This window comes from Pseudarthrobacter chlorophenolicus A6, assembly GCF_000022025.1.
Taxonomy (GTDB): Bacteria; Actinomycetota; Actinomycetes; order Actinomycetales; family Micrococcaceae; genus Arthrobacter; species Arthrobacter chlorophenolicus.
In genome coordinates, this window is the sequence record NC_011886.1 from 3,975,671 (window position 1) to 3,988,393 (window position 12,723).

At 67.5% G+C, this 12,723-nt stretch carries 10 protein-coding genes; 2 read left to right on the top strand and 8 right to left on the bottom strand.

Features of this window, described 5'->3' with window-relative positions; all coding sequences use genetic code 11:
- Positions 1–6 precede the first annotated feature (6 nt).
- Complete coding sequence (gene gdhA / locus ACHL_RS17925) at positions 7–1,344, bottom strand: NADP-specific glutamate dehydrogenase (RefSeq protein ID WP_015938727.1); 1,338 nt, start codon at positions 1,342–1,344, stop codon at positions 7–9.
- 204 nt (positions 1,345–1,548) lie between these two features.
- Here gdhA and ACHL_RS17930 point away from each other — a divergent pair, with 204 nt between their 5' ends.
- Entirely contained in the window at positions 1,549–2,187 is a 639-nt protein-coding gene (locus ACHL_RS17930) for an AmiS/UreI family transporter (RefSeq protein ID WP_015938728.1), read from the top strand.
- On the opposite strand, the gene ACHL_RS17935 is transcribed toward ACHL_RS17930, so the two are convergent.
- Complete coding sequence (locus ACHL_RS17935; RefSeq protein WP_015938729.1) at positions 2,180–3,670, bottom strand: APC family permease; 1,491 nt, start codon at positions 3,668–3,670, stop codon at positions 2,180–2,182. The genes ACHL_RS17930 and ACHL_RS17935 overlap by 8 nt on opposite strands.
- A gap of 253 nt (positions 3,671–3,923) precedes the next feature.
- Here ACHL_RS17935 and treS point away from each other — a divergent pair, with 253 nt between their 5' ends.
- A complete protein-coding gene (gene treS, locus ACHL_RS17940; protein ID WP_015938730.1) occupies positions 3,924–6,218 on the top strand; it encodes a maltose alpha-D-glucosyltransferase in 2,295 nt (764 codons plus the stop codon).
- On the opposite strand, the gene ACHL_RS17945 is transcribed toward treS, so the two are convergent.
- The 6 genes from ACHL_RS17945 to dapA form a co-directional block, all read right to left on the bottom strand.
- Positions 6,149–7,456, bottom strand: coding sequence for an MFS transporter (locus tag ACHL_RS17945; RefSeq protein WP_015938731.1), 1,308 nt, complete (start codon positions 7,454–7,456; stop codon positions 6,149–6,151). The two genes, treS and ACHL_RS17945, sit on opposite strands and share 70 nt — an antisense overlap.
- A gap of 42 nt (positions 7,457–7,498) precedes the next feature.
- Positions 7,499–8,062: a TetR/AcrR family transcriptional regulator gene (locus tag ACHL_RS17950; protein ID WP_015938732.1), complete on the bottom strand. Its 564-nt coding sequence runs from the start codon at positions 8,060–8,062 to the stop codon at positions 7,499–7,501.
- A 10-nt stretch (positions 8,063–8,072) separates the two neighbouring features.
- Positions 8,073–8,654: a sugar O-acetyltransferase gene (locus tag ACHL_RS17955; RefSeq protein ID WP_015938733.1), complete on the bottom strand. Its 582-nt coding sequence runs from the start codon at positions 8,652–8,654 to the stop codon at positions 8,073–8,075.
- A gap of 116 nt (positions 8,655–8,770) precedes the next feature.
- Positions 8,771–10,261 (bottom strand): aminobutyraldehyde dehydrogenase, encoded by a 1,491-nt coding sequence (locus tag ACHL_RS17960; RefSeq protein ID WP_015938734.1) that lies wholly within the window; start codon positions 10,259–10,261, stop codon positions 8,771–8,773.
- Entirely contained in the window at positions 10,258–11,787 is a 1,530-nt protein-coding gene (locus ACHL_RS17965) for an alanine/glycine:cation symporter family protein (RefSeq protein ID WP_015938735.1), read from the bottom strand. The genes ACHL_RS17960 and ACHL_RS17965 overlap by 4 nt, the downstream gene beginning before the upstream one ends.
- A 3-nt stretch (positions 11,788–11,790) precedes the next feature.
- Complete coding sequence (gene dapA, locus ACHL_RS17970) at positions 11,791–12,684, bottom strand: 4-hydroxy-tetrahydrodipicolinate synthase (RefSeq protein ID WP_015938736.1); 894 nt, start codon at positions 12,682–12,684, stop codon at positions 11,791–11,793.
- Positions 12,685–12,723: the final 39 nt, after the last annotated feature.

Below are 12,723 nucleotides of genomic sequence, written 5' to 3' on the forward strand. Positions count from 1 at the left end.
CGCGCGCTAGATGAGCCCCTGGGCCAGCATGGCATCGGCCACCTTGACGAACCCGCCGATGTTGGCGCCCAGCACGTAGTTGCCCGGCTGGCCGTATTCGTCGGCGGTGGACGCACAGCGGTGGTGGATGCCCACCATGATCTCGGTCAGCCGTTCCTCGGTGTGCTCGAAGGACCACGAGTCCCGGCTGGCGTTCTGCTGCATCTCCAAGGCCGAGGTGGCCACGCCGCCCGCATTCGCGGCCTTGCCGGGGCCGAACAGCAGCCCGGCGTCCTGGAACACTGCAACGGCGTCGCGGGTGGAGGGCATGTTGGCGCCTTCGCCCACCGCGAGCAGGCCTCCGCGCACCAGGCGGGCGGCAGCATCGCCGTCGAGCTCGTTCTGCGTGGCGCAGGGCAGCGCCACCGTGGCATCAACGTCCCACACGGAACCGCCGTCCACGTAGGAGACGCCGCCGCGGCGTTCCGCGTAGTCCTTCAGGCGGCCGCGCTCCACTTCCTTCACCTCGCGGAGAAGCGCGACGTCGATGCCTGCCTCGTCCACCACGTAGCCTGACGAGTCGGAGCAGGCCACCACGGTGGCGCCCAGCGATTGAGCCTTGGCGATCGCGTTGATGGCCACGTTGCCGGAACCGGACACCACCACGCGCTGGCCATCAAAGGACGTTCCACGGGTCTTCAGCATCTCATGCGTGAAGATGACAGTGCCGAACCCGGTGGCCTCGGGCCGGACCAGGGACCCGCCCCAGGAGATTCCCTTGCCGGTGAGGACCCCCGACTCGTACCGGTTGGTGATGCGCTTGTACTGGCCGAAGAGGTACCCGATTTCGCGGCCGCCCACGCCAATGTCTCCGGCCGGAACGTCGGTGTATTCGCCGATGTGCCGGTAGAGCTCGGTCATGAAGGACTGGCAGAAGCGCATGACTTCGGCGTCGCTGCGGCCGCGGGGATCGAAATCGGAGCCGCCCTTGCCGCCGCCGATGGGCATGCCGGTAAGGGCGTTCTTGAAGATCTGCTCGAAACCCAGGAACTTGACGATGCCCAGGTACACCGACGGGTGGAACCGCAGGCCGCCCTTGTACGGCCCCAGGGCGGAGTTGAATTCCACCCGGAAGCCGCGGTTGATCTGGACGCGGCCGGCGTCGTCGGTCCACGGGACGCGGAAGATGATCTGCCGCTCGGGCTCGCACAGCCGTTCCAGGATGGCGGCCTCAAGGAACTCGGGGTGCCTGTCATGGACGGGCCCCAGGCTTTCGAAGACTTCCACCACCGCCTGGTGGAATTCCGCTTCGCCGGGGTTCCTGGCCAGGACGGTGTCCCTGATTGCCTCGAGCCGAGCATCCATGATGTTTTCCTTACCGTGGCCGTACGCGGGACGGCACACAGGAGGCGGCGCTGTCCCAAGAGGTTTACGTTTCAACCTAACCGATTGCGACTGCCAGCCGCCAAGTGAAGCACGCTTTCTGGACTAATCTCCGTATTGTGACAACGAAATTCCACTCAGTGATATCTAGCGCCCGCTGCCTCCACGGCTCACGGGCGGCCTGACATGGCGTACCTCTGCCTCCTGCTCTCCGGCGCCGTCCTGCTGGTCAACGGCCTGGCCACCCTGAACCGGCTGCCGTGGCGGGATGCCGCCATCCTGAACCTGGTGGTGGGATCCATCCAGCTGCTGCTCGGCCTCATGTCCCTGCCCGGCGGCGCGGCGCCGCTGCTGACGGTGGCCGGCATGTTCCTGTTCGGCCTCACCTATGTCTATGTGGGGCTGGACGCGCTGCTGCTCTTGGGATCGAAGGGGCTGGGCTGGTTTTGCGGGATGGTGGCCGGGCTGGGGCTGCTGCTGGCCGTGGCGTGGCTCGGCTCCGATCCCCTGCTCGCCGTCCTGTGGCTGGCCTGGGCTGTGCTGTGGGGCTCCCTGTTCGGTTCCCTGGCACTGGGCCGGAAGCGCATGGACCCGTTTATCGGGTGGGCCCTGGTGCTGGCCAGTCCCGCCACCGCCACCGTGCCGGCTTTCCTGGGACTGGCCGGGAACTGGCCTGCCGGCCCGGAGCCGGCATGGGCCGCAGCCATCGTGGTGGCGGGGCTGTTCTGCACCGCACACGGATTGGCCCGGCGCGGAGCGTCTGCTCCGCACCGGGCCAATCCGTTGCCGCCCGGTCCCGGCGCCGGCCGGGCAACGGTCAGCTGAGCCGCAGGTCCGGGTTAGCCGTTCCCTGGCCGGCACGGTCCAAGTGGCGCTGCACCCCGGCTTCCACCAGCACCCCGGCCGCGAAGACCACTGGCACGGCGGCCAGCAGGGCCGCCGCTGTTTCTGCGCTGCCGCCGATCAGGGCCGTGAAGTTGCTGACCACCAGGTAGAGGACCCACGCGAGCAGGACGGCTGCGAGCGCCGGCGCGATCAGCGTCTGCCAGAGCCCGGCCCCGGCGGATTCGCGGCGGAAGAAACCGACGACGGCCACCGAGCACAGCATGTACAGCACCAGCAGCGCCGCCACGGCGAGCCCGCTGAACCAGGAGAACAGGGTGAGGACGGGGTCCAGGGCCAGTGCCGCGAACGGCATCACCAGGACCACGGCGGCCGCGGTCTGGATCCAGGCCGCAACGGCGGGTGCGCGGTGCCGGTTGGTCCGGGCAACCCGGGCGGGCATGGAACCGCGGAGCGCCAGCGAATGCAGGTAGCGGTTGATGCCGTTGTGGAAGGCAATGATCCCGGCCAGCAGCGAGGTCACCAGCAGGATGCCCGTGACCGTCCCCGCCCACGGACCGAAGAGTTCCACCATCGGGCCGAGTACGAAGGAGGTGGCATCTCCGGATTCCAGGGCTGCCCCGGCGGCGTCCATCACCCTTGATGGCCCGTAGTAGCTGACCAGCATCCAGGAAATGAAGGAAAAGAACACCGAGATGACGCCGACGGAAAGGTAGGTGGCCCGTGCCACCGTGCGGTGCGGGTCCTTGGCTTCGGCCGAGTAGATGGCGGTGGATTCGAACCCGAACATGGACGCCACGGCAAACATGATGGCCACGCCCGGCGCGCCGGCCCCGATGGCCTGAGGCGAGAAGGATGCCGCAACGCTGATCCCCTCCGGGCCGCCGCCGCTGAACAGCACGGTGAAGCCAAACAGCAGCAGCACCGCCACTTCGAGGCCCACCAGCAGGGCCAGGATGCGGGCGCCGAGTTCAATGTTCAAGGACCCAAGCACCTGGACGCCGGCCATGGTGGCCAGCGCCAGCAGCCACCACGGAGCGTCCAGGCCCGCGGAGGCGAGCAGCCCCGAGAACGCTGCACCGTACAGCCCGTACATGGCCGCCTGGATGGTGTTGTAGGCCAGCAGGGCCAGCCAGGCAGCACCCGCACCGGTTTTCCGGCCGAACGCCGCCGTCACGTAGGCATAGAAGGCACCGTTGGCCTGGATCCTGCGGCTCATGGCGACGAAGCCCACCGCAAAGATGACAATCACGACGCCGACAATCAGGTAGGCGCCGGGGGCGCCGGCGCCGTTGCCCAGGGCTGCCGCGAGCGGTGAGGCCCCCACGATGCCGGTCAGCGGCGCCTGGGCGGACAGGACAAAGAAGAGAATGCCCATCACTCCGATGCTTCCGGCACGGAGGGCGGTGGAATGCTCTTTGGCCGGAGCGTCAGTGGTCCGGGGTTCGGAATTCGAAATACTCATAAGGGTCCTTCTCACGGTCATGAGCGGGGAAGTTGCTGAGGAATCCAGCTTCGCAGCGGAGCGCCTGCCGCCGTTTGTCCGCCAGCGACCGGTTCTTGTCCGTGAGCGCAGCGGTGCGTATGACAGTCCTTTACTGCCGCACCGCCGCGGTTCCGCGAATAGCCCTTGCCCGCCGGGGTACGGTGAATTCGTGCGCAAGGTGTCCCGGGGCTTCGCCTCCGGGCCATGGAAGTAACCTTCGGAAAGAGGAACCATGAGCGAACCGACCACCAGCGAGGGGATTTTTGAAGCAGATGCCCTCGATGTCGAAGAAGGCCAGGAGACGGCCGCTGCCCCCGAGCAGGCAGCCGACGCGGAGATCAGTTACGACGAACAGTTCTACCCTGCACGCCCCAAGGCCCTGAGGCCCATCGCCCGGCGCCGCCAGTACCTTGCCACCCGGCCGTCCTTTGAGTTCGACGGACGCAACGCCGCCTATGTCGAATGGCTGCGGAACCAGGCGATGCTCGGGGACGCCAACACGCTCGCCCGGCAACTTTCGGGCCAGGCCAGCATGTGGCAAAACTCCTATGCGCACCCCAACCCGCGTGCCGCCGTCGAACGCGCCCCCGTGTGGTTCACCGCCTATCCCCTGTCCTTCATCACCCAGCCGGGCCAGTCCTTCCTGTCCGCCCTGGGCGACGAGGGAATGTGGGAGGCGTTCCGGAACATCGGCATCCGCGCCATCCACACCGGCCCCGTCAAACTGGCCGGCGGCATCAGCGGATGGATGCAGACCCCCAGCGTGGACGGCCACTTTGACCGCATCAGCATGGGCATCGATCCGGTGTTCGGCGACGAGGATGAATTCCGCCGGATGTGCGAGGTGGCCGCGGAGCACGGCGGCACGATCATCGACGACATCGTCCCGGGCCACACCGGCAAGGGCGCCGATTTCCGCCTCGCCGAAATGAACTTCCGGGACTACCCCGGCATTTACCACATGGTGGACATCCCGGAGGAGGACTGGCACCTGCTCCCGGACGTCCCCGAGGGCAAGGACTCGGTGAACCTCAGCCCGGACGCAGAACAGGCGCTGCAAAAGGCCGGCTACATCATCGGCCGGCTGCAGCGCGTGATCTTCTACGAACCCGGCGTCAAGGAAACCAACTGGAGCGCCACCCGGGCCATCGTGGACACCACCGGCAAAACCCGACGCTGGGTCTACCTCCACTACTTCAAGGCCGGCCAGCCGTCCATCAACTGGCTGGACCCCACCTTCGCCGGCATGCGCCTGGTGGTGGGCGATGCGCTGCATTCGCTGGTGGACCTCGGCACCGGCGCACTCCGGCTCGATGCCAACGGGTTCCTGGGCGTTGAAAAAAGCGCCGAGGAGGAGCCGGGCTGGTCCGAGGGGCACCCGCTGTCCGAGGCCGCCAACCAGCTCATCGGCTCCATGATCCGCAAGGTGGGCGGGTTCTCCTTCCAGGAACTGAACCTGACCATCGACGACATCAAGGCCACCTCCGAATCCGGGCCTGACCTTTCCTACGACTTCATCACCCGTCCCGCGTACCACTTCGCCCTGGTCACCGGGGATACGGAATTCCTGCGGCTCACGCTCCGGCTCTCCCAGGAAATCGGGGTGGATCAGGCCTCACTGGTCCATGCCCTGCAGAACCACGACGAGCTCACCTACGAACTCATGCACTTCGCCGCGGGCCACCGGGATGACGTGTTCGAGCTCGGCGGCCAGGAAATGACCGGGTCCCAGATCGCCGAGCACGTCCAGCAGACCATGCGGGAGCGGCTCACCGGCGAAAACGCCCCCTACAACTCCGTGTTCACCATGAACGGGATCGCCTGCACCACCGTCAGCTTCATCATGGCCACCCTGGGGGTCCAGGATCCGGAGGCGCTCACGCCGGAGCAGGAGGCGCAGGTCCTGGACGCCCACATCCTGCTGTCCATGTACAACGCGCTGCAGCCGGGCGTCTTCGCACTGTCCGGCTGGGACCTGACCGGGATTTCGGTGCTGGACCGCGGCACCGTTGGCGAGCTGATCGCGCAGGGTGACACCCGCTGGATCAACCGCGGCGCGCACGACATCATGGGCACCAGCCCGGATGCCACGGCCTCATCCTCCGGGATGCCCCGTGCCCGCAGCCTCTATGGGCCGCTTCCGGAACAGCTCGAAAACGAAAACTCCTTTGCCCGCAGGCTCCAGCGGATCCTGGCAGTGCGGGAGGAACACGGCATTGCCACCGGAACGCTCCTGGACGTGCCGGACGTTTCGCACCGCGGGCTTCTGGTCCTGGTGAACGGGGTGGCCGGCGGCGCGGTCGAAATCACCGTGCTGAACTTCTCCGGCCAGGACATCTCCGGCAGCGTCCGGTCCACCCACCTTCCGCCGGGCGCCAGCGTGCGCGACCTCTTCAGCGGCGAAACCGTGGGCCAGGTGGATGACCTGCACAGCTTCTTCATCGACCTGCCGGCGTATCAGGGCACCGCGCTGCTGCTTGAGGTTGAAGAAGCGGACGACGACGGCTCACCGGCCACGGAGGCCTGATCCCCGGGGCGGGGCTGCTTCGGTAACGGGAGCACGCCCCGCCTCGGCGGCAGCACCTGGGCCAGGAAGAGGACGAGGACCCCGGCGAGCGGGACCACCAGGAGACCGGTCCGGACGCTGGTGGCGTCGGCGATGAGCCCCACCACGGGCGGTGAGCAGAGGAAGCCCAGGCGCATCAGCCAGCTGACCAGCGTCAGCCCGGTGCCATGCCGCAGCCCGGGCAGCTCATCTGCGGTGTGCATGGCTGCCGGGACCAGGGTAGCAACACCCAGCCCGGCGGCGGCGAACCCGGCGATGGTTCCGGGGACTGTGGGCCAGGCCAGGGCAACGCCCATACCGGCCATGACGATCACGCCGCCGCAGCGGGCAACGGCACGCTGGCCGAAGCGGTCCACCAGCCGGTCGCCGATCAGCCGGCCCACGAACTGGGCGCCGGTCAGCGAAACATAGCCCAGCGCCGCGAGCGAGGCGGCAGCCCCGAGGGAACCGGACAGGTACACAGCGGCCCACGTACTGCCCGCATCCTCCACCAGGCTGCCCGAAACGGCAATCAGCACCAATGCCGCCAGGATTGCCCAAATCTTCACCGGTGGCCGTCCCGTGGTCTTCGCCGTCCCTGCAGCCTGGCCTGCCTGCTCCGTGGCTGCGGGATCATGGCCGGGCAGGAGAAGCCGCGAGGCGGCGAATGCCATGGCCGCGAAAACCAGGCAGGACAGGCCGAGGTGGAGCCCGCGGGACAACCCGGCCAGGATGGCACCGGCCCCCATCAGTCCGCCCAGGACGGCGCCGATGCTCCACACCGCGTGGAACGAGTTCAGGATGGACCGGCCGTACAGGCGCTGCACCCTCAGCCCGTGCGAATTCTGGGCCACGTCCGTGATGGCATCGGCGGCCCCCGCGGCAAAGAGCGCACCGGCCAGCAGTGCCCACGACGGCGCCAGGCCGGCAGCCAGCACCCCGGTCCCGGTCAGCACGGTGCCGGCTACCGCCACGGCCGCGCTCCCGAAACGCCGGATCAGCGCGGCGGCGCCCAGGCCCGCCACCAGGGCGCCCAGCGGAAAGGCCGCCACCGCCAGGCCAAACTGCGCGTTGGAGAGGTGCAGTTCGTCCATGATGGCCGGGTATCGCGGCAGGAGGTTGGCGAAGAGTGCACCGTTGGTCAGGAACAGCAGGGCCACGCCCAGGCGTGCCCGGCGGAGCCGTGCTGCCGGGAGGGCCGGGGTTTCGGAGAAAGCCATGGGATGGCCTTTCTGGGGGTGTTAGGTCAGGGGTGCGCTGCGTTAGTGGTGTGCTGCGGCTGGCGTGGTGATGCGGGCCACCGCCTCGGCCGTGGCGGTCCGGTGGTGTTCTTCGGTGTCCAGGGCGGCATGAAGGGACAAGCCCTCAATCAGGGCGTCCAGCATCCGGCATGTGGAAGGGTCGAAGTGCCGGACCAGCGCGTCCCGGCTCTGCTTCATCCAGGCGTGCGTGATTCCGCGGTAGAGCGGTTCGCGCGCCGCGAGGGTGTACAGCTCCTGGGTGAGGACCAGTTCGCGGGCTGAGCCGGTGAGGTCCTCGTGGATCAGGTCAACCACGGCGGCACGGGCCTCATCGAAGGTGGTTGCCTGCGCCATCCGAGCTTCGAAGCGGACGGCGATGGTGGCGGCGAAGCGGGTGAAGGCTTCGCGCAGCACCTCATCCATGCCGGAGAAGTGGTAGGTCATGGAGCCCAGCGGCACATCCGCCCGGGCGGCGATCTTTCGGTGGGACGCCCCGGCCACCCCTGATTCGGCTATCACGTCCAGCGCTGCGGAGATGATGCGGTCACGCCGTTCCGGGTCGAAGCGGCGCTGGGTCACTGCCACCGGGAAACCTTCACGGCAGGTCTTTGACTACCCGGGCGGGGTTTCCCACCGCCACGACGTTGGCGGGGATGTCTTTGGTGACCACGGCGCCCGCGCCGATCACGGAGTTCTCCCCGATGGTGACGCCCGGGAGGACGATGGCACCGCCGCCCAGCCAGACGTTGTCTTCGATGGTGATGGGCTTGGCCGCTTCGAGCTTGTCCCGGCGCGGCTGGGCCTCGAGCGGGTGGGTGGGGGTCAGCAGCTGCACGTTGGGGCCGATCTGGCAGTCGCGTCCAATGGTGATCGCGGCGACGTCAAGGGCCGTCAGGTTGGAGTTGATGAAGGTGCCTTCGCCCACGGTGATGAAGCTGCCGTAGTCCACGGTGATCGGCGGCCGGACATCCACGTTGGCTCCCACCGATCCCAGCAGTTCCGCCAGGACGGGACGGGCCGATTCCGGGTCCTCGATGTAGGCCGCCGTGTACCGGGCCTGCAGCTTCAGGGCGCGGTGGAACGACTTGGCGTTGTCCGGGTCATCGGCGATGTAGAGGTCCCCGGCCAGCATCCGCTCGCGGTTGGTGCGCGGATCGCCCGCGAAGTAATCGATCATGCGTACGATCGTACACAACGATGGTTTTCATTGGCAATATCCAGCGCCGGCAACAAAAAACCCCGCCGCAGCACCGAGGGCGCTGGGCGGGGTCTCTCGGGCTGCGGCGGATTGCCTTAGCCGCGGTTGTACATGACGTGCTTGGTGCGGGAGAAATCATCCAGCGCGTAGCTGGACAGGTCGCGGCCGTAGCCGGAGCCCTTGAAGCCGCCCCACGGCATTTCGGTGGCGATGACCAGGTGCGAGTTGACCCAGACGGTGCCGAAGTCCAGCTTCCGCGGAACCGTCAGCGAACGCGCGGAGTCCTTGGTCCAGACCGAGGCGGCCAGGCCGTAGATGGTTTCGTTGGCCCGGGCCACGGCTTCCTCGTCGGTGCTGAAGGTCTCCACCGACACCACCGGCCCGAAGATTTCGTTGCTGGTGATCGGTGCGCCGGCCGGGACGTTGGTGACCACCGTCGGTTCGATGAAGTAGCCCTGGCCTTCGATGGCATTGCCGCCGACGGCGATGGTCAGGCCGTCCTTGCGGACGTCCTCAAGTGCAGCAAGAACGCGTTCGTAGTGGGCCTTGGAGATCATGGAACCGATCTCGGCGTCGTCGGCGCCGGGGGTGCCCACGGTGATCTCGCTGATTTCGCGGACCAGCAATTCGGTGAACTTTTCGGCCACGGATTCGTGGACCAGCACGCGGCAGGCAGCGCCGCATTCCTGGCCGCCGTTCCAGAACCCGGCACTGCGGACGCCCTTGGCAGCGGCCTCGAGGTCGGCGTCGTCAAACACGACGACAGGCGCCTTGCCGCCAAGTTCCAGGTGGACGCGCTTGACCGAGGCGGCTGCGCTGGCGGCCACCTTCTGGCCGCTTCCCACGCTGCCGGTGATGGCCACCAGGTCCACACCGGGGTGCTCGGAGAGGCGGTTGCCCACCACGCGGCCGGGGCCGGTGACGATGTTCACGACGCCGGCCGGAACCTCGTCCGCGATCAGTTCGGCCAGCTTGAGGGTGGTCAGCGGTGTCTGCTCGGACGGCTTGAGCACCAGCGTGTTGCCGGCGCCCAGGACCGGGGCGATCTTCCAGGCCGCCATCAGCAGGGGGTAGTTCCAGGGCGTAATGACGCCGACGACGCCCACCGGCTCGCGGTGGATCACCGAGGTGTGGTTCTCGGCGTAGTCGTCCGCGCCGAGCGTGCTGAAGGCGCGGGCGGCCCCGGCGGAGAACCGGAAGGTGTCGATGGCGCTGGAGATGTCGTCCTCGGCCACGGCCGCGGGCTTGCCGGTGTCGGCGGACTCCAGCGTTTCGAACGTTTCCCGGTTCTTCTCGATGATGTCCGCGATCTTCAGCAGCACCGCCGAACGGTCCCGCGGCGTGGTGGCGGCCCAGGATGCCTTGGCGGCAACGGCCGCTGCGACAGCGGCGTCCACGTCTTCCGCCGTGCCGGCCGGCACCTGGGTGAGGACTTCCTCGGTGGCCGGGTTGACGACGTCGGCCGTCTCACTCGAGGTGGAGGGGACGAACTTTCCGCGGATGAACTGGCCGAAGGGAGGCAGGGAAGGTGCCGGTGCGCTCTGGGCCCGGTGCACGGTGAAGGATGTCTTTTCTGCGGTGGTCATGGCGTGCCTGAAGTCCTTTCGGTGGAACGGCTGGTGTGGTGCAGATGATGGTGGTGGTGCTCGACGGGAACCTTCTCCTCCCAGAAGTCGGCGCCCTCAATACCCAGCGCCTTGGGGTCGAAGGTGGGGTCCTGGCCGAGTTTCCGCTGGCGTTCGTAGTCCTTGTGGATCCGGCGGACCAGCGGGAACAGGAAGACGAGGCAGATCAGGTTGACCCAGGCGATCAGGCCGAGCCCGATGTCACCGGCGGCCCACATGATCTGCGCGTTCACGATGGACCCGAAGAACACAATGGCCATGGTGCCGATCTTGAGGACGTTCTTCCACAGCTGCCCCGGCCTGCCGTCCAGCAGGTAGAGGAGGTTGGAGTTGGCGACGTAGAAGTAGGCGAGCAGGCAGGTGAAGCCGAAGAGCAGGACGGCGACGGCAACGAAGCCCGCGCCCCAGCCCGGGACCAGCGTGTCGATCGATTCCTGCACCCAGTTGGCACCGACCGGCACGCCGGGCAGGTTGTTGACCAGGTAGCCGCCGGATCCGTCGGCCACGTTGTACTTGCCGGAAACCACCATCATGAGCCCGGTGGCCATGCAGATGAGCAGCACGTCGATGTAGATGCTGAAGGTCTGGACCAGGCCCTGCTTTGCGGGGTGGGACGTGCGGGCCGCTGCGGCGGCAAAGGTTGCCTCGCCGAGCCCGTTCGAGGAGGCGAAGACCGCCCGGCGGACGCCCCAGGCCACGGCAGCGCCGGCGATGCCGCCCAGGAGTGGATGGATGCCGATGGCGGACTGGAAGATGAGTGCCACGGCGGCGGGAACGCTGCCGAAGTTGATGGCGATGACCGCCAGGGCAAGGACCAGATAGCCGATGGCCAGGACCGGCACGAGTGCCTGGGTGACCTTCACGAGGCGGCCGGTGCCACCGAAGATGACAAGCGCGATCAGCACGGTCACGAGGATCGCGGGGATCCAGCTGTCCAGGCCAAATGCGAGCTTGGCGGTTGCGGCGATGGTGTTGACCTGCAGGCCGGGGAAGACAAAGCCGTAGCCAATGACGCCGAGCACGGCCACGAGGGCCCCCACCTTGGGAAGCTTCAGGCCGTACTTGATGTAGTACGGCATGCCGCCGATGTCCTCGTTGGCGTTCCGCCGGTCCTCATCCTGGACCTGGCGCTTGAAGGTTTGGGACAGCGCGGCTTCGGCGTAGCCCACCGTGCAGCCCACCAGGCCGGTGATGGCCATCCAGACCAGGGCGCCGGGCCCGCCGGCACCCACCGCCGTCGCCACGCCGGCGATGCTGCCCACGCCCACGCGGCTGGCCAGCGCAAGCACGAGGGCCTGGAACGAGGACAGGCCGCCTTCTCCGCCTTCGCTGTCCTTGAGTTGCCGGAGCATGTCCGGGATGCGGCGGAACTGGATGCCCTTGGTGGCAATGGAGTAGGCAACGCCCAGGCCCAGAACCACGTAGGCCATGGGTGCCCAGATGGCGTCGGAGACGGTGGACAGGAAAGCGCCGAAATCGGAATCCATGGCCTAGCCGACGGTCTGGTACAGGGCGGACAATGCCTGCTTGACCCGGGCCAGGTCTTCGCTGGCAAGGTCCGCCGTGGGACGGCGGGGCGATCCTGCCGGCAGGCCCTGGAGGGTCAGGCCGGCCTTCACGGCAGGGATGAACGGAACGGACAGGAGGGCATCGATCACGGGGTAGACCTTCTTCCACTGCTCCAGCGCGCCCTGCAGGTCGCCGCCGGCGATGCGGCGGCTGACATCGACGATCTCCGCCGGGACAACGTTGGCGGTGCCGGCCATGACGCCCGCGGCACCTTCCACGAGGGCGCTGTAGAGGTAGACGTCCCAGCCGATGAAGGTGCCGATCACGTCGCTGTGGTGGTGGATCAGCTGCAGCGCCTGTTCCCAGTTGGCGCTGGAGTCCTTGATGTAGCGGATGTTTTCCACGTCTTCGGCCAGGGCGCGGACGGTGGCCGGGTCCAGGTTGACGCCGGTGACGGCCGGGATGTTGTAGAGCATCACCGGGATCTTGACCGAGTTGGCAACGTCCTTGATGTAGGTGACGGTCTCTTCGAGGGTCAGCGGCTCGTAGTACGGCGTGACCAGCATGAGCACGTCGGCGCCCAGCGTCTCGGCGGCCTGCGACAAGCGGATGGCCTCGGCCGTGGAGGTGGCGCCCGTGTTGGCGATCACCGGGACCCGGCCGTTGGCCTGATTGATGACGGTTTCGATGAGCAGCAGCCGCTCCTCGGAGGACAGCGCCCCCACCTCGCCGGTGGAACCGGCTGCCACAACGCCGTCAACGCCGGCGTCAATGGAGCGGTCGACGATCTGGCGCAGGGTCTCGACGTCGAGGGATTCGTCCTGCTTGAAGGGGGTGGTCAGTGCGGTGAGGACACCGCGGAGTTCGTTGGACATGAAGTGTTTCCTTACTGAGGTTTGTGGGTTTTGGTGATT

Coding starts and splice junctions, on each gene's coding strand:
- ACHL_RS17965 (WP_015938735.1), bottom strand. CDS start 11,787: ATGGATTCCGATTTCGGCGCTTTCCTGTCCACCGTCTCCGACGCCATC.
- gdhA (WP_015938727.1), bottom strand. CDS start 1,344: ATGGATGCTCGGCTCGAGGCAATCAGGGACACCGTCCTGGCCAGGAAC.
- treS (WP_015938730.1), top strand. CDS start 3,924: ATGAGCGAACCGACCACCAGCGAGGGGATTTTTGAAGCAGATGCCCTC.
- ACHL_RS17945 (WP_015938731.1), bottom strand. CDS start 7,456: ATGGCTTTCTCCGAAACCCCGGCCCTCCCGGCAGCACGGCTCCGCCGG.
- ACHL_RS17930 (WP_015938728.1), top strand. CDS start 1,549: ATGGCGTACCTCTGCCTCCTGCTCTCCGGCGCCGTCCTGCTGGTCAAC.
- ACHL_RS17960 (WP_015938734.1), bottom strand. CDS start 10,261: ATGACCACCGCAGAAAAGACATCCTTCACCGTGCACCGGGCCCAGAGC.
- ACHL_RS17955 (WP_015938733.1), bottom strand. CDS start 8,654: ATGATCGATTACTTCGCGGGCGATCCGCGCACCAACCGCGAGCGGATG.
- ACHL_RS17935 (WP_015938729.1), bottom strand. CDS start 3,670: ATGAGTATTTCGAATTCCGAACCCCGGACCACTGACGCTCCGGCCAAA.
- dapA (WP_015938736.1), bottom strand. CDS start 12,684: ATGTCCAACGAACTCCGCGGTGTCCTCACCGCACTGACCACCCCCTTC.